This is a genomic window from Helcococcus massiliensis, from assembly GCF_900258485.1.
GTDB lineage: Bacteria > Bacillota > Clostridia > Tissierellales > Peptoniphilaceae > Helcococcus > Helcococcus massiliensis.
The window spans coordinates 40,600-60,681 of record NZ_OGVE01000002.1; the positions used below are offsets into that span (position 1 = coordinate 40,600).

The 20,082-nt window shown below is 30.3% G+C and carries 17 protein-coding genes and 1 tRNA gene; 6 read left to right on the forward strand and 12 right to left on the reverse strand.

The features are described from left to right. Position 1: 1 nt before the first annotated feature. The 4 genes from C4Q29_RS01880 to C4Q29_RS01895 form a co-directional block, all read right to left on the reverse strand. On the reverse strand, positions 2 to 1,432 hold the full coding sequence (locus tag C4Q29_RS01880) for a PTS transporter subunit EIIC (RefSeq protein WP_103981138.1): 1,431 nt from the start codon (positions 1,430 to 1,432) through the stop codon (positions 2 to 4). 12 nt (positions 1,433 to 1,444) lie between these two features. Next, positions 1,445 to 2,338 carry an N-acetylmuramic acid 6-phosphate etherase gene (murQ, locus tag C4Q29_RS01885; RefSeq protein WP_103981139.1) on the reverse strand — a complete coding sequence of 298 codons (894 nt, stop codon included), beginning with the start codon at positions 2,336 to 2,338 and terminating at the stop codon, positions 1,445 to 1,447. 17 nt (positions 2,339 to 2,355) lie between these two features. Next, positions 2,356 to 4,257, reverse strand: coding sequence for a serine hydrolase (locus C4Q29_RS01890; protein ID WP_103981140.1), 1,902 nt, complete (start codon positions 4,255 to 4,257; stop codon positions 2,356 to 2,358). Positions 4,258 to 4,402: 145 nt separating this feature from the next. Next, positions 4,403 to 5,251: a MurR/RpiR family transcriptional regulator gene (locus tag C4Q29_RS01895; protein ID WP_103981141.1), complete on the reverse strand. Its 849-nt coding sequence runs from the start codon at positions 5,249 to 5,251 to the stop codon at positions 4,403 to 4,405. A 124-nt stretch (positions 5,252 to 5,375) separates the two neighbouring features. On the opposite strand from C4Q29_RS01895, the gene C4Q29_RS01900 reads away from it, so the two are divergent. Genes C4Q29_RS01900 through C4Q29_RS01915 form a run of 4 tightly spaced genes read left to right on the forward strand, consistent with a single transcriptional unit; the run spans position 5,376 to position 9,188 of the window. Then, on the forward strand, positions 5,376 to 6,917 hold the full coding sequence (locus tag C4Q29_RS01900; RefSeq protein WP_103981142.1) for a glucosyltransferase domain-containing protein: 1,542 nt from the start codon (positions 5,376 to 5,378) through the stop codon (positions 6,915 to 6,917). 36 nt (positions 6,918 to 6,953) lie between these two features. Next, complete coding sequence (locus C4Q29_RS01905; RefSeq protein WP_103981143.1) at positions 6,954 to 7,916, forward strand: FAD:protein FMN transferase; 963 nt, start codon at positions 6,954 to 6,956, stop codon at positions 7,914 to 7,916. Beyond that, positions 7,909 to 8,538 (forward strand): NADPH-dependent FMN reductase, encoded by a 630-nt coding sequence (locus C4Q29_RS01910; protein ID WP_103981144.1) that lies wholly within the window; start codon positions 7,909 to 7,911, stop codon positions 8,536 to 8,538. The genes C4Q29_RS01905 and C4Q29_RS01910 overlap by 8 nt, the downstream gene beginning before the upstream one ends. After that, positions 8,538 to 9,188, forward strand: a complete 651-nt coding sequence (locus C4Q29_RS01915) for an NADPH-dependent FMN reductase (protein ID WP_103981145.1) — start codon at positions 8,538 to 8,540, stop codon at positions 9,186 to 9,188. Before C4Q29_RS01910 ends, C4Q29_RS01915 begins: the two co-directional genes overlap by 1 nt. A 380-nt stretch (positions 9,189 to 9,568) precedes the next feature. On the opposite strand, the gene C4Q29_RS01920 is transcribed toward C4Q29_RS01915, so the two are convergent. The 3 genes from C4Q29_RS01920 to C4Q29_RS01930 form a co-directional block, all read right to left on the reverse strand. Next, on the reverse strand, positions 9,569 to 10,828 hold the full coding sequence (locus tag C4Q29_RS01920) for an RNA/DNA-binding domain-containing protein (protein ID WP_200813099.1): 1,260 nt from the start codon (positions 10,826 to 10,828) through the stop codon (positions 9,569 to 9,571). A gap of 268 nt (positions 10,829 to 11,096) precedes the next feature. Next, positions 11,097 to 12,047, reverse strand: coding sequence for a mannose-6-phosphate isomerase, class I (gene manA, locus C4Q29_RS01925; RefSeq protein WP_103981147.1), 951 nt, complete (start codon positions 12,045 to 12,047; stop codon positions 11,097 to 11,099). Between the two features lie 90 nt (positions 12,048 to 12,137). Next, entirely contained in the window at positions 12,138 to 13,427 is a 1,290-nt protein-coding gene (locus tag C4Q29_RS01930) for a hemolysin family protein (RefSeq protein ID WP_200813100.1), read from the reverse strand. A gap of 130 nt (positions 13,428 to 13,557) precedes the next feature. Between C4Q29_RS01930 and C4Q29_RS01935 the strand changes: the two genes are divergently transcribed. Further along, positions 13,558 to 14,061: a dihydrofolate reductase gene (locus tag C4Q29_RS01935; RefSeq protein WP_103981149.1), complete on the forward strand. Its 504-nt coding sequence runs from the start codon at positions 13,558 to 13,560 to the stop codon at positions 14,059 to 14,061. Positions 14,062 to 14,211: 150 nt separating this feature from the next. Here the strand turns inward: C4Q29_RS01935 and C4Q29_RS01940 are convergent, their stop codons facing one another. The 5 genes from C4Q29_RS01940 to C4Q29_RS01960 all read right to left on the reverse strand — a co-directional run bounded on the left by C4Q29_RS01940 (position 14,212) and on the right by C4Q29_RS01960 (position 19,185). Then, complete coding sequence (locus C4Q29_RS01940; RefSeq protein WP_103981150.1) at positions 14,212 to 14,703, reverse strand: hypothetical protein; 492 nt, start codon at positions 14,701 to 14,703, stop codon at positions 14,212 to 14,214. Between the two features lie 197 nt (positions 14,704 to 14,900). Beyond that, positions 14,901 to 16,238 carry a H2O-forming NADH oxidase gene (nox, locus tag C4Q29_RS01945; RefSeq protein ID WP_103981151.1) on the reverse strand — a complete coding sequence of 446 codons (1,338 nt, stop codon included), beginning with the start codon at positions 16,236 to 16,238 and terminating at the stop codon, positions 14,901 to 14,903. A gap of 80 nt (positions 16,239 to 16,318) precedes the next feature. After that, entirely contained in the window at positions 16,319 to 17,293 is a 975-nt protein-coding gene (locus C4Q29_RS01950; RefSeq protein ID WP_103981152.1) for an alpha/beta hydrolase, read from the reverse strand. Between the two features lie 107 nt (positions 17,294 to 17,400). After that, entirely contained in the window at positions 17,401 to 18,369 is a 969-nt protein-coding gene (locus C4Q29_RS01955) for a tagatose 1,6-diphosphate aldolase (RefSeq protein WP_103981153.1), read from the reverse strand. A 739-nt stretch (positions 18,370 to 19,108) separates the two neighbouring features. Continuing rightward, a tRNA-Arg gene (locus C4Q29_RS01960) sits at positions 19,109 to 19,185 on the reverse strand. 140 nt (positions 19,186 to 19,325) lie between these two features. Between C4Q29_RS01960 and C4Q29_RS01965 the strand changes: the two genes are divergently transcribed. Then, positions 19,326 to 19,664, forward strand: coding sequence for a zinc ribbon domain-containing protein YjdM (locus C4Q29_RS01965; protein ID WP_103981154.1), 339 nt, complete (start codon positions 19,326 to 19,328; stop codon positions 19,662 to 19,664). Positions 19,665 to 20,082 lie beyond the last annotated feature (418 nt).

Sequence of the window (20,082 nt, forward strand, 5' to 3'; positions counted from 1 at the left end):
CTTAGTAGTTTTCAATTAATTCATCTGGTATAAATATATAAGTAATTATTGCAGCTGCTATATAAGAAATTACCAAACCAATTAAATAATGTAATACTAACTCTGGTAATATATGAGTTGCAGCTAAAACACCTGATGGGCTGAATGCTGTAGAACCAACTCCCTTAAACATTACATAGGCACCACCAAAGCCTGCACCTAAACCAGCTGTGATAAATGGTTTACCTAATGGAAGAGTAACACCGTAAATCAATGGTTCACCAATACCTAAGATAGCTGCTGGTAAACCACCAGTAATTACTGATTGTAATTTTTGTTTTTTCAATCTTTTTGCTTTTACATATAAGGCTAATGAAGCACCAACTTGTCCTGCACCTGCCATAGCAACAGCTGGGAATAATTTTGTGTATCCAACTGAATCGATTTGTAAGGTATATATAGGTGTAAGCCCTCTGTGTAGTCCAAATAGTACTAATGGCAAGAATGTAGCTGCCAATACATAACCTGTTAATGTTAAAACTAAGGTGTTTTCTGAGTTTACAAAGAATCCTATTAAGTTACCAATTTGTACTGATATGAAACCAGTTACTGGCATTATTAAAAATATAAATAATGGAATTGTTATAAACATTGTCACAATTGGTGTAAATGATGTGTCTAATACTGCAGGCATCTTTTCGTGTACTTTTATTTCAATCTTTGATAAGATCCATACTCCTACAATAACACCTATAACACCACCAGCTCCTGCAGATAAAATAGAATCATTTGGTACATCTGCATTGAACCAACCAATTAATTCAGAAATATTATTAATTCTTTTATCTAAAGCAGCAGCACCTACCATACCACCAAGCATTGGGTTTACACCAAATTCTTTAGCAGAATTTACACCTGTAAATATTACTAGATATGATAAGAATCCTGCACCAATTAATTCTACAACACCTTGTGTAACAAGCATTGCTGTTGTTTCAGGTAAAGTACCATTGGCAATTAAAATTTTCAATACCCTACCTAAACCATTAGCAACACCAGATGCTATAAAGGCTGGAATCATAGGGATAAATATGTTAGATATTGTTTTTAGAGCATCTGTAAATTTATTATTTTTCCTTTGCCCCTTAATATCTTCCTTATTACGTTTCCAATCAACATCAGATTCGTCAGTATTTACTTCTTTAATATTTTCTTTTCTAAATTCATTGATAACATCTCTAACTTTTCCAGGTCCTAAAACTATTTGTACATAAGTTTCACCTTCTCCTACAAGACCTAAAACACCTTCAGTGTTTTTTAAGGCTTCGTAGTTTGCTAGACTTGTATCTTTTATATTTACACGTAATCTAGTCATGCAGTTTTCTGCATCTATGATATTTTCTCTTCCTCCCAGATGAGTTAATATATCATTTGATAATTGTTTGATACTCATAAATTGCTCCTTTTACTTATGAATAACTTCATCAATAATTCCATTATTATTGTCTAATTTATTTACAGCTGTTTCATAGTCAACTCCTAGAAGGATCATAACTATACCAGCTTTTACATGACCATTTGAAGCTTCTAATACCTTTATTGCTGTTTCTTCATCACATGAGGTAATATCTCTTAATATATTTATACCTCTTTGGTAAAGCTTTTTATTGCTTAGCTTCAAATCTACCATATAATTTTGATATACCTTACCTATTTCTTTCATTGAAATTGTAGATATCATATTTAATACAAGTTTGGTAGCTGTACCAGCTTTAAGTCTGGTTGATCCAGTTAACACCTCAGGTCCTGGAACTACTTCAATTGTAATATCAGCATGGTTTTTTATTTCACTATTTTTTGTAGCAACAACAGCAAAAGCATGCGCACCAAGTGATTTAGCATATTCTATCGCACCTATTACATAAGGAGTCCTTCCACTTGCTGCAATACCTATTAATACATCACCTTTAGTGAAATTTATTTTTTCCAAATCTTTTTCAGCCTCTGAAAAGGAATCTTCAGCCCCCTCTTTAGCTTTTACAAATGCGTTTTCTCCACCTGCAATTAATCCTACTACTGTATCATAGTCAACACCAAAGGTTGGCGGACATTCAACAGCATCTAAAACTCCTAGTCTACCACTAGTACCGGCACCTATATATATAATTCTATTTTTGTTTTTAAGAGCCTGGGATGTATATTCAATTACCTTACTTATTTTATCAATTTCAGGTTCTATACACTGAACCGCTTTGATATCTTCCTTGTTCATTAAACTTACGCTATCTTTAATGGACATGGAACTAAAATCTCGAGACTCTACATTGTTTCTTTCAGTATCGATCTTTTTTAAATCCATAAATCCTCCCTTCTACTTTATTTATTTTTAATCTTCTTTTTATTGGCGATATACATAACAAGAAATATTGCAGATAAAGATGTAAATTCTAAATATAGACCCTTATCAGATGTTTTAGGATTTTTTTCTTTTGCAGTGATTACTTGTTTGTCTTCCTTATTATTCTTACCACTCGTATCTTTCTTGTTTTCTTCGCTTGATTCTTTTGTAATTTCTTTTTCAGTTTCCTTTTCTATTTCTTTTTTAGTTTCTTTTTTAGTTTCTTTTTCAGTTTCTTTTTGACTTTCCTCAGATTTAATTAATCTAATTTCTTTTAAATCTTCATCTTGACTTTCACCTAATAAAGATATTAGTTTTTGTATTTTTTCTGTATTATAGTATTCATTAAGTTTAGTATTTGAATCTTTTCTTGAGTCTAAAACACTAATTAAAGATCGAATTACATTTCTATAGGATGCATCTTTTTCATTTAAATCTACTTCAGATCCATCTTTATTTAATTTATTTTCGATTAAACTTATTAATAAATCTTCTGGACTTTCTATTTCATCTTGGCCTAACCCCAATCCTCTATATACTAATTCAGATACTAAACCATATGATGAAACATTACTTCTTTTTGTATAAAAATCATTATCTCCAGGCCCCATAATTGGTGTATTTCTTGCATTGGTGTTTAAAGATAAAGTAATATTATTTTCTTTATCTATTAATGTATTTGTTCCAGTCCAACCAGTATGGCCTATTGTTCCTGCAGGAGCAAATTTTGAGAACCATACGGTTCCTTTGCCATCTTCACTTTTTCTTCTCCATCCGCCTACTGCTTGTGAATTCATTTCTGAACTTTCCATGAAAGAATCTATAGTTTTTTGGTCAAATAATTTTACTCCATCCAATTCTCCACTATTTAACATAGCTTGACCTAGATAAGCTATTTGTTTTGCACTAGCAAATAGTCCAGCATGTCCAGCTACACCTTCAAAGGAATGGAAGGCTTTTTCATCATGTACTTCACCTTGTAAAACATAACTTCTTACATTATTAAAAGTTCTTCTACCACCACGAGTATTACCATTTACTTCTGTAGAAGCAATTTGATTCTTATTAAATCCGTTTTTAAGAGGATTAAAGGTAATTTCATTTAATTTTAATGGATTATATATATTTTCTTTGACATATTGATCTAAAGATAAACCACTTAATTTTTCTACTATAAAACCTGCTAACATCATATCTACATCTGAATATTCCCATTCAGTATCAGGTTTTCTTACTAAAGGTGTTTTCATAACCATTTCAAAAGTTGTTTTTTTATTTTGAGAATATAAATCATTTTTGCCATTTTCTATCATATCTGCTTTATCATAATTTTCATCATGATATTTTGGAGATGGTACAAATCCAGCCCTATGACTTAAAATCATTCTTAATGTTATCTCGTCTTTCCAATTATTTTCATTTGCATGATTTAAAAACTCTGGAAATATTTCAGATATCTTAGTATCCAAAGAAATTTTTCCTTCAGAAACTAATTTTTGCATAGCATAAACTGTTGCATACATTTTAGTATTACTTGCTAAGTCAAAAATAGTATCTTCTGTAACTTTCACTAAGTCCTTGTCATCAAGTACTTTATTTTCTCCAGGAATAATGTTGCCATCTTTATCTTTAATATTTTCATACTTGTTTATGTAACCATAAGCAGAATTTTTAATAAGTTTTCCATCTTTATAAACTGCTAATTGAGCACCAGATAATCCATAATTTGTTTCTGCCTCTATTAAATCATCTAGTAAACTTATGTATCCTTTATTTACAAAAATATCATCTATTTGATCTTTTGCTTTTACTGTTGAAAAGCTAGTGAGTAAGAGTACAAAAGATAACAATATAGAAGAGATTCTCTTTCTTGTTTTCATTTTATCTCCTTTAAAATTTAAGACATAATATCCAACATTTATAATCTAGATTACTTTGTTAATTATATGTTACTTGAAATCGTAAACATTTACAATTGGTAAAAAGAATTTTGTAATAAAGTTTCACACTTTGTAATTATTTTAACTATCCTTCCTTGTCTAATAGCTGGCCTGTTTTGGTAATATTATCAGCATATTTAAGTTTCATTTTATCTACATATGCGTTAAATATCACATCTATAAGGGATAATTGACTAATCCTACTTGACCCTGCACTAATTCTTTGAAGACCTTCTATACTTGGGACAAACATTTTATAATCTGCTAAATTCATAAGTTTGTTACTATCGTATCTTGTAATTGATATCAATTTTGCTCCATTATCTTTTATCATATTAGCCATTTTAACAATTTCTTGAGTCATTCCAGAATAAGAAATAACTATAGCAATTTCATCTTTTTGTACATTTGATGCACTTATCAACTGCATATGAGTATCTTCATGTAAGATACTATATTTATTTATCCTTTCTAATTTTTGTTGAAAATCCTTGCAAACTAAATAACTAGCGCCTATTCCAAACAGCCTTATAATTTTTGCTTCATCAATTTTCTCTATAATCTTGTTTAATTCAACAAAATCAATTAGATTGTAGGTATTGGTAATAGCATTTACATTTTCATTTAGTACGATTTGAACTGTTTTATGAATGTCATCACCTTCAAAATCTATAAATTTATTTCTAAAAATTTCTTCATTGAAAGTTAATTCATTCATAATTGCAAGCTTTACATCTTTAAATCCTTCAAAACCATTTTTTTTACAAATTCTTACTATCGTTGGTGCACTACAATATCCTATCTTAGCTAAAGTATATATATCCATAGTAGTTACTTTTCTAGGGTTATCTAAAATATATCTGATGACAGGTTTTTCTATATCTGTTGCTTGATACTTATAATAACTTTGTAGTCTAAACAATATTTTTTTCATATGATACTCCTTTTCTTAAAGATAATTATATCAATTAAACTTTATCTTGTTAAACTCTGCAATTAATAGGTTTTTATCCTCAAATGTTATACAATATTAATATGTTTTAAGTAAGGAGTTATTTATGGAAGTTACAAAATATTTTGATAAAAAGATTAAAAAGATACCTTCAAATATAAAAAGGGCATTTTTATATACCTTAGTAGTGGGTGTATTAACTCACATGTTTTTCTTAACCAATAAATTTATAAACCACGATGACCTTTTGCAATTAGTTCACGACATGGATTTTTCAAGTTCTGGTAGATGGTTTTTGAAATATGGTAATGCTATTAGTTCTAATTTGAGTATGTCCTGGGTTAATGGCTGTTTAGTTATCATTTATACTGGTATAATGACTGCAATTTTGATTGATATATTTCAATTAAAAAGTAAGTTGAGTATATTTTTTGCATCAGCAATGATGATTACTTTTCCTTCTAATGCCGCCCTATTCCCTTACTCAAATAGTTATGATGCTTACGCATTTGGTGGCCTTTTAGCCTTTATAGGTATGTACCATTTTATTAAAAAAGAAAATATTTCTTTAATAACTATTTCACTTACAGTATTAGGACTTGCTAGTTATCAGATTTACTTCTCCTTTTGTTTTGCGACTATCGTTGTATATTATCTAGTAAAACTTTTAAGGAAAGAAATAAAGGCTGATAAGTTTGTTAGAAATTTACTTCTAACACTAATCAATTATTTAATAGCAATCATCTCTTATGTAATCATAACTAAATATGTATTGAAAATTGAATTAACAGACTACCAAAATATAGATAAGATGGGATCATTGAGCATCTTAGACTTGATCAAGTCTATACCAAATACTTACGTTAAGTTTTATGAGTTCTTTATAAAAGATTCTTACTATCAATTTTCTTATTTGAAATATTTAAATGTACTATTTTTTATAGCTTGCCTATACTTGATTATCGATGCTATAAGCAAGCTCAAAAATAAGGAAATAGTTTTAGCAAGCTTAACACTCTTCTTACTACCTATATTTATAAACCTAATATATTTGATGGCTCCAAATTCAGCCATAGGTTTAAGGATGCTACAAACATATATCGTGTTTTATATTTTATCTATCGTACTGGTAGAATATTTTGCAAATAAAATACCAGCAAAGATAATAGCTGGATGGATAATTTGCTTAAGCTTGTTCTTAAGTATATTTAACTTTGTAGTTTTAGCTAACAAGGCTTATACAGCCTATGAAATTGATAAGAGCAATATCCTATCCTATACAACTAGGGTCTTATCAAGAATTGAAAATGAAGACTTCTATGAAGCAGATAAAAAAGTTTACTTTATAGGTAATCCTGATATCACAAATAGCTTTACACAAAGATATACAAGTCCGGATGTATTAATTTCAACAATTTTAGATAAAAAAGTAGTTGCCCACTTGTACTGGAAATTATATCCAATAAGATATGCAGCCTTCCCAAATGAAGTTGATAATATGTGGTACCCAGACTATTCAGCAACTAATGATGAATTAAGACAAATTATTGATGATATGCCTATGTATCCAGCAAAGGGATCAATCATAGAATATGACAATGAAATATATATCAAGTTTAGAGATTACAAAACTTGGGCTAATCAATAGGCTTACATATAAAAGCCATTGGTGTATAATTAAAATATGAATAAATTTATTTCACCTAAAATTAAAGAAAAAAGAATAGACTTAATGGGTACCCATATCTCCATTAAAATTTATGGGAACTATAGTGAAAAAATCTTAGAAGAATGTGTAGATTTACTCTACTACTACAATAATATTTTTTCCATGTATGATAAAAATACTGAGTTATACAAGTTTAATGCAAACAAATCTCTTGAATATTTAAGTATTTCTGACGACTTATTTTATCTAATAGACCAAGGGATAAAACATAGCTTGCCAGAAGATTCCATGCTAAATATTTGTATATCTCCCCTAGTAAAATTGTGGAATATAGGTTTTTCTAATGCAAGTGTGCCTGGTCAAGAAGAAATAGATCAAGTCTTGGACTACACTAATCCACAATTAATAGTTTTAGACCAGGAAAATAAAAGGATAAAAAAATTAAATAAAGATTTGCAAATAGACCTGGGTGCCCTTGCAAAAGGATATATAGCAGATAAATTGATCGATTATTTAGAAAAATCTGGAGTAAAGTCTGCCATGGTAAATCTAGGCGGCAATATAAAAGTGCTGGGGCTCGCCCTTCACAATCCAGACCTTTACTTTCACATAGGTTTACAAGACCCAAAAGAAAAAAGAGGAAATCACTTATTGAAACTACTACTAAACGGCAAGTCAATAGTGACTTCTGGTATTTATGAAAGAAAACTAGAGACTGATGAAAAGATTTACCACCATATACTAGACCCAAAAACCGGCTACCCAATAAAAAGTGATATGGCTTCTATTTCAGTTATATCTGATACTTCTTTAGATGGTGAAATTTGGACCAGTCGCTTATTTGGTAAAAACTTTAAAGACATAGAAAAAACTTCAAAAACAGAAAATATTGATATAATAGTTATATATAAAGACAATACAATAAAATACACTCAAGGTGTTAAAAAATATTTAAGAAGAAAGGAATATCATGACTAAATTTGCAGCTATTGTTGGAACAAATAATCCAAAGTCAACAAATAGAAAATTGTTAGAATATCTACAGTCACAATATTTCTATATAGCGGACATAGAAATATTAGAAATAGACGATTTACCAATATTTGATGTGCATTCTGATTATCAAATGCCTGAATCAGTTGCCAAAATCAAAAAGGCAATAGACGAATCTGATGGAATAATCATAGCAGCAGCTGAATATGACCATATGCCTACAGCAGCCCTATTAAATGCTATTTCCTGGCTATCATATAAGATCCACCCCCTATCAGGAAGACCTGTACTAATAACAGGTGCATCTTATGGAAACTTAGGTACTTCAAGGTCTCAAGGAGCTCTTAGGACAATACTTGTATCTCCAGAAGTAGATGCTCAAGTATTTTATAAGACCTACCAATTGGGTAATTCCCTTCAAGCCTTTGATGATTGGGGTGACTTAAGAGGCAGAGAAAAAATTCAAGAAATGGAAGAACTCTTCCATGAATTCTTGAGATTTGCAGAAATGATTAATAAATCCAGAGAAGAAAAGCTAATTAACATTCATGACTTTGATAATTTCAAATGGGATAAGATCGATAAAGATACCTGGGAGGTTGAATAATGAAATTAGTTGCAATAGCAGGTTCTATATCTGAAAAATCTTATAATAAAAAGTTGTTAGAATTTGCTAAATTAAAATTTAATGGAAGAATAGATATAGAAATCTTGGATATAAGTGGTATACCTATATTCAACCAAAGTTTGGACTACAAGGACTATCCAAAACTTATCGAATTAAATGATAAAATTGAGGAAGCAGATGGAGTTATCATAGCTACACCAGAGCATAACTACACCATTCCTGCTGTACTTAAATCAATTTTAGAATGGTTCTCTTACAAGCTACAACCATTTAAGTCTAAACCTGTTTTGGTCTTGGGCGCTTCATATACTGAACAAGGTACAGCCAAAGCACAAAGTCATTTAAAAGAAGTCTTAAATGCACCAGGTATAGAAGCCTTTGTAATCCCTGGTAGTGAATTTTTACTATCTCACGCCTTAGAGAAATTTGACAAAGATGGATTTTTAATTGATGAACAAACTATCGATTACCTAGAATATGTAATATTAAGATTTGAAAAATTTGCTGAAATAGTAAAAGAATTTGATATTTCAAATATCGATTCAGCCTATACTAGAGCTTTAGCGGCAGGTGGCTACATTGAGGAAGACCCTTATGATGATGGTACTGCTGGGGCTAGTGAGTGGTAGGATGATAAAAGTGAATAAAGATAACAATTGCAAGGTTAAATGAGCCTTGCAATTTTTGCTTCTAAATAATATTCTCCTTGTTTAGAATATAAGGCATTTGGGAATACTCCCCCACTCACATCTCATTATAAAAATACTCTTTTATTTCATCAAATATATCTAAATCAGCTTTTAGAAATTTCTATTTCATTTATCTACCACTTTTTAATTTTAAACATCATAGTGAATTCAATTAAACATTTATTATCTATATCCAAAATCCTTTACGTAACAAAAACAACGAAAAAGTGCAACGTATTTTTTTACGTTGCACTTTTGCTTATTTTTCTTTTTCGTTAAGTCCCTATCATATTAACATCATGTTTAATGCTTTTTATTATCTATATCTTTATATATTTTGTTCCCCTACCTAGTCCTACTTTCTTAACTAGTTCCTCACTCATTAATTCTTCTAGTTCTCTAAGGGTCTTGTATTTATCAAAACCTGATATTTTTTCAATTTCCAATCTACTAATCTCTTTATTTCTAGGCATTTTTTGTAGGATAATAGATGCATTTTTGCTTATTCCTTCTACCTTATCAATAAGAATAGGAAGTCTGACTATTATTGAATTAGGATAAGTTTGAAATTGGGGTTGTCTAGCTCTTCCTTGATATAAATATTTTATCCTTCTTATCCCAGTTCCAAATTTTTCTATTAACCCTAGTCTATTAAATAGACTTCCGATTTTCTCATTTCTGAGAATAGAAATTTGACCACTAATATATTCTTCACTGCTTATTCCCTTAGGTAAACCACCTGGAGATGATATATCGATATATTGATCATGTAATTCAACTTTAATCGGTGCAGATATACTCCAATCTCTGTGAACAAGTGCATTTGCTATTGCCTCTCTGAAGGCATCTTCAGGTATAAGTTCAATTGTTTTTCTAACAAATCCATCAACTTTTTCATACTTAAAATACCTGTTAAACACTTCTATCGCTTGATAATAGGCACTAAGTATAGAAGTATTTTCAATAATAATTCTTTCTTTAAATTCGTTTATATTATCTCCAAACTTAACAATATCAAATATTTTATAATTATTTTCATCCGATATAATATTCGCTGCTAAATTATAACCTTTTTTATCATCATATAATCCTAATGTTTTTAAGATATCTAAACTTAAACTATCTATATTCATCTTTTCTTTTAATGCACTTTCTAAAATGTTAAAAGATAAGTTCTTATCTTTAGATGGCAAATCTTCATAATCTTGGTTCATTCCCTCTAGTATAAGTCTTTTTAATTCTTCTCTATCATCTACAGGTAGACTTGAAGAATCTCTTCTCATATATGCCTTCCCCTTGTAAAAATAGGGTTTTAATTCACCTTCATATACTTTTAGTAAGACAATTTCATTTTGTTCATCTATTTCGATATTATACTCTGGAATTGGAGTGATACTATCATTTATTTTGTTCTCTATCCTTAATGTCAATTCTTTTAAATTATCAATATGCAAAGATTCACCACTATCATCTACTCCAAATTGAATAATTCCATCATTATAATTTGCATAAGCACTAACTGTTTTTAAAAAACTATCTGATAATTTTGACTTAAATTCTAAATTATATGTTTCTCTCATGATAATATTCTCACCTCCATGATCTTATAGTAACAAATACAACGCAAAAGTGCAACGTATTTTTTTACGTTGCACTTTTGCGTTGCTCTTTAACGTATTTTTAGGTTTGCGTTAGCTAACTATACGCAAGCTAGAAAACTCCACCGTGTATTGTACAACAAATGTCCACAATGAAGTACTTCCGAGATAAATCTATTTCGCAATTTTTATCGCAAATTTACGCCCATTCACATCTAATTCTTTCATAATAAATTTTTATCCCATCCCATCATGGTAACATAGACAAGATAAACTCTCCATTTCCTTCAATCTTATACTTTCCATTTTGGGCTGGTAAAAAGAAACTATCTCCTTTAGTAAATTCTAAAGATTCTTCTCCCATTTGAATTGTGCCTCTGCCATCGATGATTGTCAAGGCTTGGAAGGAGTCTTCATTTATATTGTAAATTTCATCACTTATTTGCCCTTTGAGGACATCGAAATAGTCTGATTTTACAAGTCTTTTTAGGTTATCATTTATTTCATTGTCATTTTCAAAATTATAAGTCTTATTTACTGAAAGATTAGAAACTTCAATAGCCTTGTCTACATGAAGCTCTCTTTCATTTCCATCCTTGTCTCTTCTCTTATAGTCGTAGACCCTATAGGTAATATTTGAGTTTTGTTGGACCTCATATATTAAAATACCACTTCCTATAGCGTGGATTGTTCCTGCTTCTATAAAGAATACATCACCCTTTTTAACTTCCACCTTGTTTAACAGGTCTAAAAAACTTCCTTGGTCTATAGCTTGGGTAAATTCTTCCTTGCTAACCTCTTTATTTAATCCGTAGTAAAGATATGAGCCAGGCTTGGCATCAATCACATACCACATTTCAGTTTTACCATAGTCATTTTCATGGCTTAGACCATATTCATCATCAGGGTGAACCTGGATAGACAAGTTGTCTTGGGCATCTATAAACTTGTTTAGTATAGGAAACCTATCTTTATTATAGTTCTTACCTATTACTTGATTTCCCATATCTTTTAGATATTCTGTAAACAATTTCCCTTGGTATTCTCCATTTTCTATTTGTGATACCCCATCTTTATGGGCCGAAATTTCCCAAGTTTCAGCAAGCTTATCTAAATTAGTTTCTTTATTAAATTTTTCTACAAGATTTTTGCCACCCCATAAGTAATCTTTTTGAGCAGCCTTTAATTTTAATATAGTCATATCTCCTCCTAATCTTATATATAATAATATCATAAGTAAATCTGATTTAGATATTTTATAATTAAAACAAAAAACTAGAAAGTTTCCCTTCTAGTTTTTTTCATTCTTAATCGCCTTAACCAGTAATTTCTCTATTCTATTATTTTCTACTTCTTCAATTATAAATAGATAATTTTCGTAGATAAATGAATCATCTTTTTGAGGTATTTTATCTAAAATTTCAATAGCAAATCCTGACAAGGTATTTGAATAAAAGTCATCAGAATCATGCAAGCCTAAAAATTCAAAGGCATCATCTAGGTCTGTCATTCCTGATATTTCTATAGACCCTTTTTGCACCGAAATTTTTGATTCACTATCTTCATCATCAGTCTCATCCCATATATCCCCTACCAATTCTTCAAGTAAGTCTTCCATAGTGATTATACCTTCAAAACCACCGTGTTCGTCAATGATAGCTGACATATGAACCTTTTCTTTCTGCATCATCTTAAGAGCTTCAGATAACTTAAGAGTACCCGGTATGTATAAGATTTCTGTAATGATATCTCTAATTTTAAGGTCGTGGTTTCCTCTTAATTTCATTCTTAAATATTTATTAAAGTCTTTTTCGTGAATTTGACCGATTACCTTATCGATAGTTTCTTCATATACTATTAACCTAGAATAGGAATATTCATCGAACAAGGCTTCTATTTCATCTTCGTCTTCGTCTATATCGATTGCTATAACATCAACCCTTGGTGTGATAATATTTTCTACATTTTCATCATCAAAGTCCATAGCCTTGGTTACCAAGGTATGCTCGTCGTCTTCTATCGATCCCTCTTCCTTGGCTACATCTATATACTGTTGCAAAATATCTTCAGAAACCTCAGCTTCTTCTTTGCTAGGAATGATTTTTTTCAAAGCATTTTGTAAGGCTCCCATAATTAACACTAAGGGATACAAAAGCTTCATAACAAAATTTAAAACTGGTGTAAATCTTAAAGCTATGTCTTCCGGCATTATCTTTGCAACTAGCTTTGGTGAAATTTCAGAAAAAATCAAAAGTAGTATGGTTGTAACTATTGTAGATATCAAGGCCCCATATAGTGGAAATATATTTACAAAAAATACTGTTGCTACAGCTGAAGCTGTAATATTTACAAGGTTATTTCCTATCAATATTGTAGATAAAAGGTCATCATATCTATCGTGTAATTTCAATGTTTTTTTCGCTTTTTTATCACCTTGTTTCACTAATACATCCAATTTAGCACGCTTAAGTGAAGTAAAGGCTGTTTCGGATGATGAAAAAAATGCTGACATCGCCACGCAAGCAAAAAATATTAATATATAAACTAACTGGTCTGAGTCCATTAATCCTCTGTCCTCCATATTTCAAAGTGTCATAACAATAATACCACTATTTATAAATAATATAAAGCTATAAATATTTTGATATCAAAACTTTTGGGTATACTTAATTTATAAAACAATATTTAGCTAATAAGTATAGGAGGAATAAATGTATAACAATATTTATATGATAGTTGCAGCCACTGAGAAATCTAGGGCAATCGGTATTGATGGACAAATGCTTTACCATCTACCAGAAGAATTGAAATATTTTAAAGAAACAACAGATGGCCATACTATTGTTTGCGGGAGAAGGACCTACCATACTTTTAATAAGAAGCCTCTTCCAAATAGAAAAAATATAGTATTGACTAGGTCAAATGAAAAATTCGAAAATGCCTATACTATGAATTCAAAGGAAGAAGTACTGGATTATGCTGAAAACCACCCAGAAGAATTAATTTTTATAGTCGGTGGAGACAATGTTTATAGTCAATTTATAAACCATGCTAAGAGACTTTATGTAACTGAAATAGAAGAAAACTTTCCTGCTCTAGCAGATAGTTTCTTCCCAAGATTTGATCCAGATGACTATACAGTAATTTCTGAAAGTAAAAGTCATAAAAATGAAGATAATATTAGCTATAAATATGTAGTTTATGAGAAAAAATAAAAATAAATGGTTCAACAATTTTCCTTGAAATAATTTCTAAGAAAATTATTGAACCATTTTTAAATTGAGTATCTTGTATGTTAAAGTCACTTCTGCAGTGAAGAGTTTCATTTTACTTTGTTAGACTAGGTCTGGAAATTCATCAAAAACTTATTTAGAAATAATAGTTTCTAATTTTTCTTTTGTTTCCTTGCTAGCTTTAGATTTGAAAATATTATAATTTTTTATTGAATCTAAAATAAGCTTAGAATCAGATTTTTTCTGATAATTCTTATCAGCTTCCCTTAAATCACCCAATTCTTTGTTATAGTAATTGATTAAAATTGATAGAGGATCTTTTTTTTCTTGCAATTTGTTCATTATCTTTAATTGACTAATTCTAGGAGGAACTACTTCAGAATTAGAAGAAAGTGGAATATCTTTTAATAAAGGATAGTTAAAAAATGCATAAGCGAGTTCCATATCATTGAGTTTATCTACTAATTTAGTATCTAAGTCATAATTTTCCCAAGGAATTTTATCATAGGCATACTCGTACTTTTTCTCATAAACTTCATCTATTTGGGATATATTACTTTTTGAGCAGGCTGGTAAAAGTAATAAACATAGTAAAGCCAATAAAAATATAACTTTTTTTCTCATCCTTACCTCCTTCTTATATTAAAGTATTACTATAATAATCTTTGATAATTAAGCATTGTATTATTAACTTAATTATAAATCTTTGTTATTTTATCGTCAATAATTTACCTACTATTTGAAAGTCTATTTTATGCAGCCTCTCAAAAAAAAAGTAGGATATGAGATTATCTCAAACATCCTACTTTTTTTATCTTCTATTATTCTGCTGATATTGCAGCCATTGTAATGTAATTGTATGGTTGGTTGAAGTGTGGTAAGAAGAATAAATCAGTTAAAGCTAATTTATCTATTGTTACCTTTTCTTGGATAGCTAATGAGAATAAGTGAATACCCATTGACATATCATATTCTGATGCCATTTGTGCACCTAAGATAACTCTTGTCTTCTTATCATAAACAATTCTGATTTTTACTGTTGGATTTGTTGTTTCAATAAATCCTGGTTTTTGTGTATCTTCAAAGTCTGTGTGTCCAACTTCAATACCTAAAGCAGCTGCTTTTTTAAGGGTAATACCTGTTGAAACCATATTTAATCCGTAGATTGAAATACCATTTGAACCTTGTACACCATTTGATTCTAATTCTACACCTGCAGCATTGCTACCACCTACGATACCACTTCTTGCAGCATTTGATGCAAGAGCAATGTAGTTTGGAGCATCAATTGTATTGTCATAAACTGTAGCACAGTCACCAATAGCGTAAACGTCTTTAATGCTTGTTTCTTGTTTTTTATTTACTAGGTAAGCACCATTTCTGAATGTTTCTAGTTGGTCTTTACCTATTACTGTATTTGGCTTAAATCCAATACATAAGACAACTAAATCAGTATCGATTTCTTTTTCATTTGTAACTATTGATGTAACTTTACCATTTTCACCTTTAATTTCTTGTACTGATTGTCCTAATTCAAGATTTATATTGTGTTTAGATAAGTTTTCTTTCATTAAATCTGTAAATTCTTCATCATAATAAGTTGATAATACAGTGTCAGCCATATCTACTAAAGTGGTATTTTTACCATGTCTTTCAAAGGCTTCTGCTAATTCAACACCTATATAACCTGCACCAACAACTGTAACATTTTTCACGTCTTTATCTTTTATTTTTTCAATTACAGCTTGGGCATCTTGATATAACTTAACTTGCATTACATTTTCTAATTCATGTCCTGGAATATTTGGAATTATTGGTTCTGAACCTGTTGATAAAATTATTTTATCGTATGTATCAACAATTTCTTCGCCATCTTTAGTTTTCGCATAAATCTTTTTGTTTTCGAAATCTACTCTTTCAACTGCTGTTTCCATATAGACTTTTGCACCCTTGGATTCAAATTCTTCCTTGCTTGCATAGAAAAGTCCATCTGGTTTAGAAATTTGATTTCCTATCCATAATGCCATACCACAACCTAAGAATGAAATATTGCTATTTCTATCATATATAACTACTTCGTGGCCAGCATTTTTATCTAATATAGTCCTAACTGCTGCTGTACCTGCATGGTTAGCACCTACTACAACTATTTTGCTCATTATATTCTCCCTTTATATAATTAATTTGTAAATACCTTTACCTATCTATTATAAACCTTTTCACAAACATAGCAAGCTTTTTAAAACTTAAGCCATGCTACTATTTCTTCTAGATATAAGTCATCTGAAAAACCATGGTCTTGGTCAGGAATAAATATCCTAGTCATATTCACTCCCTCATCTTTGGCAGCTTTGATATAGTCTTCTACCGACTCTTGTGGAATAGTATGGTCCTTATTTGAATAAGCTATAAATTGCCATACATAGGTATTGCTTATATGCTCTTTTAAATCCAAGTCTTTTAATACACTCGCTCTCTTTTTTGGACTATCAATTTTTTCTTTTTCCAATATAGATGAAAGCATTGGTAAATGGTAATTGAAAGTCAATTGAGGATAAATAAATGCAGCCTTATTTACTGAATCATCTACTCCATCAATTTCATCAATTTTATAGTCAGTAGGAAAATTATTTTTACCCATGTATTGATTTACAAAGGCTCCTACTGCATAAGCTCCTGCAGAAAAACCCATCAAATATATCTTATCTTCATCAATACCATATTCATCCTTGTGGTATCTTAAAAATCTTACAGCCCTTTGGGTATCTAGCATTGGTATAGGAAACTTATATGGATTTGTCCTATAGTGAAGTAAGAATGCTGATATCCCAGCCTTATTAAGTCTAGAAGCTATAGCCTTCCCTCCTGAAACAGACCCGTCAATAGTCTTATAGGCAAAGCCTCCACCAGATAAGACTATAACAGCTTCTTTTGAGCCTTCAACTGGATAAGGAATAAGATAAGGAATATCTGTGAATTCTTCATTTTCATAGCCACCCTTTATTTCATGTAAGTAGGTGAAGGTATCCCCTAGCCTTGAAATATCAACATATTCTGTATTGGTTATCGCCCTAGCATATTGGACTGTTGCATCATACCTATTGTATGAATAATCTATATCCATATAGTCTAGCTTGGATTTTTCAGAATAGCCTGCTGGTTTTTCCCATATATCTATTTTTTTATCTATATCTACAGTTTGTATTGTTTTCATCTACTCCCTTTCTAACTTATAATGTGATAATCATATATAAATTATAACATTCTTAAGTTAAAAAACTGCCACAAAATATAAAGATTTTGCGGCAGGCTCTTATTTAATTATTTTTCTAACCTACTTGTCCAAGGTGTTGAAACTTCTTCAATTACTTTGTTTAAGCTTAAAATATTTTCTTTACCTTGTGTTTGTAGCCATTCTAAACCTTTATCTTGGTCTTCAATAAAGATATCTACGCCATCTTTCCATGTAGCTCTACCACATAATACCCCGTGGAATTCTGCTCCAGCTTCTTTAGCAAATCTCAATGTTTCTGTAAACATATCCATTGGAACCCCTGCTGATAAGAAGATATATGGTAGGTGGCTTGCATTTGTTTGGTCTAAGAATGCTTGTTTAGCTTCTTCCTTGCTTGTTACAAATTCACCATCTGTAAATCCTTCTGTGTAGTAAGGATCTATAGGAACTTCCATTTTCAATACATCAATCTTGTATTGTGGTTTTGAAAATTCTCTCATTGCTTCATTAACTTTTCTAGCCTTAACTTTAGCAAATTCTTTTTTGTCAGTAATCTTGTTATCATAAGTTAAAATTTCTAAGAAGTATGGAATATCTTGGGCATCACATTCGTCCCCAACTCTTTCTACTGCTGCTTTTTTGATGTCATTGTTTTTATCGCAGTCATCCACATCATAGTATAAAAGAATTTTTACAGCATCAGCTCCCATTTCTTTGATTCTACGTACTGATAGGCCTTCGATTAAGTCTAATCTTCTGTGGTCATCTCTAAAACCTGTTACTTCATACGACATTAAAAGTCCTGCATCCTTGTCAATATGGTCAATAGCTTCTAAACCATAAATTGGGTCTAAAAGGATTGATGAAGCATACTTGGTTAACTCTTCAGCAACCAAAGCCTTATATCTACTAATAGCCTTTGCTTGGTCTTCACCTTGTAATTTTGAAAACATCTTTTCCATTGATCCTCTTTGGTCAATAGCTAAAGCTGCAATCACATTGTTTTTATCTGATAATTGTTCTAGGTGTGCAAATTTCTTTTCTGAAATTTTCATAAGTCCTCCTATATTTTACAAATGAGAAATCTCTAACTTGTCATTACCATTATATTATATTTACTTTTTTTTTGCTAGTGTTTTGAACTTTATATTGTTTTGTTTATTTTATAAGTTTTGACAAAGTTATTTATATTCAGTATAGTAAAGATGAAAATAAAGGTGATTGTGGCCTCAATCAAATGCCAATGGGAGTAATCTCTATGGACTGGGTCTCAGTCGCCTTTATTTTCTTTTTGATTAAATAGATAAAAAGTACATCTATGTCTTACAAATTATTAGATTTAGATGTACTTTTATAATTTTTAGGATATGTAGGACTGCCTGTCCCTACCTCTTCAAGCTTTTGCCACGTGAACGGCAGATATTCTTCGCCAATATCCTATTTGAATTTTACAAGATTATAATGAGAAATGTAAAGTACTATTTTAACATTTATTTTATTTTGTAACTTTTGATATTTTTTGCTAATTTTATAATTTTAAAATATAATATATCTAGATAGCTATCTAAGAACACCAGGTCGGCCCTATTTTTTTTGGCTAACTGTAGGTGTTCTTTTTTTATTAATCATAAAAAAATTTTGAGAAATAAAAATATCTAAAGAATACAAACTTTGTGGACTTATTTACATAATTCGCCTTAAAGTACTCAATCAAATTTTACAAGATAGGACCAATTATCTAAATTATAAAAAAAGCTGCAAAATTTGTTAAACAAGATTTTGCAACTTTACTTATGGCGTCCACGAGAGGATTCGAACCTCCGACACCCGCCTTAGGAGGGCGGTGCTCTATCCAGCTGAGCTACGTGGACATATTAATTTTTGACTAAAACTAGTTTATCATATTTAGAATAATTCTAAAAATATTTTTTAGAAATGTGTAAATAAGTGAATTAGCAATATATCTAGTATATGGTATACTAGAAGTGAATATAATTATAAGGAGTTTTATATGTCATTACCAAAATGCCCTAAATGTGGGGAAACATACACCTATGAAGATGGACACTTATATGTATGCCCTATGTGCTTTTATGAATGGACTGAAGAATCATTAAAGGCAGAGGATGAGGCTTTAATTTTAAGAGATTCGGTAGGAAATGAAATTTATGAAGGCGCTGAAGCTACTATAAGTCAAGACTTGAAACTTGGTTCAGATACTATTAAAAGAGGATCCAAGGTTAAAGGGATTCAAATTTTAGACAAGGAAGTTAATGGTCATGATATCCAAGGTAAGATAGATGGCTTTGGAAACTTACTATTAAAGTCTTCTGTTATTAAAGTTAGATAAAATTTTAGTTTACATCAGTAGAGACTGCACCATGGGCAGCCTCTTCATTTTTATAAGTTCATGTAAAATTTACTTTGAATTTTTATTTACATGAGTTTTTCGTTATTTTATTATGTAAATTTTTATTAAGATATTTATTTACATGAATAATGCTTTTTGAATCAAATTTATAATTATCTAGAAATATGCGCCATAATTTACCGAGAAATTGGCTCAAATCGAGAACTTTCTTGTGTTTTGCGCCATTTCACAAGTATTGAAAAATAGAAAAGGGCACAAATATAACCTTTTTTTCTAATATGCGCCAAAATTTACCAATAAACTGGCTCAAATCTAAATTTTTCCTGAATTTTGCGCCATTTCACAAGTATTGAAAAATAGAAAACGGCGCAAATATAACCTTATTTTCAAATATGCA

What these genes read in the sequence shown, in the direction of transcription:
- C4Q29_RS01955 (WP_103981153.1), bottom strand. Translation starts at nt 18,369, where the DNA reads ATGAAAATTTCAGAAAAGAAATTTGCACACCTAGAACAATTATCAGAT.
- C4Q29_RS01900 (WP_103981142.1), top strand. Translation starts at nt 5,376, where the DNA reads ATGGAAGTTACAAAATATTTTGATAAAAAGATTAAAAAGATACCTTCA.
- C4Q29_RS01965 (WP_103981154.1), top strand. Translation starts at nt 19,326, where the DNA reads ATGTCATTACCAAAATGCCCTAAATGTGGGGAAACATACACCTATGAA.
- C4Q29_RS01910 (WP_103981144.1), top strand. Translation starts at nt 7,909, where the DNA reads ATGACTAAATTTGCAGCTATTGTTGGAACAAATAATCCAAAGTCAACA.
- C4Q29_RS01880 (WP_103981138.1), bottom strand. Translation starts at nt 1,432, where the DNA reads ATGAGTATCAAACAATTATCAAATGATATATTAACTCATCTGGGAGGA.
- C4Q29_RS01950 (WP_103981152.1), bottom strand. Translation starts at nt 17,293, where the DNA reads ATGAAAACAATACAAACTGTAGATATAGATAAAAAAATAGATATATGG.
- C4Q29_RS01895 (WP_103981141.1), bottom strand. Translation starts at nt 5,251, where the DNA reads ATGAAAAAAATATTGTTTAGACTACAAAGTTATTATAAGTATCAAGCA.
- C4Q29_RS01930 (WP_200813100.1), bottom strand. Translation starts at nt 13,427, where the DNA reads ATGGAGGACAGAGGATTAATGGACTCAGACCAGTTAGTTTATATATTA.
- C4Q29_RS01935 (WP_103981149.1), top strand. Translation starts at nt 13,558, where the DNA reads ATGTATAACAATATTTATATGATAGTTGCAGCCACTGAGAAATCTAGG.
- C4Q29_RS01890 (WP_103981140.1), bottom strand. Translation starts at nt 4,257, where the DNA reads ATGAAAACAAGAAAGAGAATCTCTTCTATATTGTTATCTTTTGTACTC.
- murQ (WP_103981139.1), bottom strand. Translation starts at nt 2,338, where the DNA reads ATGGATTTAAAAAAGATCGATACTGAAAGAAACAATGTAGAGTCTCGA.
- C4Q29_RS01920 (WP_200813099.1), bottom strand. Translation starts at nt 10,828, where the DNA reads ATGAGAGAAACATATAATTTAGAATTTAAGTCAAAATTATCAGATAGT.
- C4Q29_RS01905 (WP_103981143.1), top strand. Translation starts at nt 6,954, where the DNA reads ATGAATAAATTTATTTCACCTAAAATTAAAGAAAAAAGAATAGACTTA.
- C4Q29_RS01940 (WP_103981150.1), bottom strand. Translation starts at nt 14,703, where the DNA reads ATGAGAAAAAAAGTTATATTTTTATTGGCTTTACTATGTTTATTACTT.
- nox (WP_103981151.1), bottom strand. Translation starts at nt 16,238, where the DNA reads ATGAGCAAAATAGTTGTAGTAGGTGCTAACCATGCAGGTACAGCAGCA.
- C4Q29_RS01915 (WP_103981145.1), top strand. Translation starts at nt 8,538, where the DNA reads ATGAAATTAGTTGCAATAGCAGGTTCTATATCTGAAAAATCTTATAAT.
- manA (WP_103981147.1), bottom strand. Translation starts at nt 12,047, where the DNA reads ATGACTATATTAAAATTAAAGGCTGCTCAAAAAGATTACTTATGGGGT.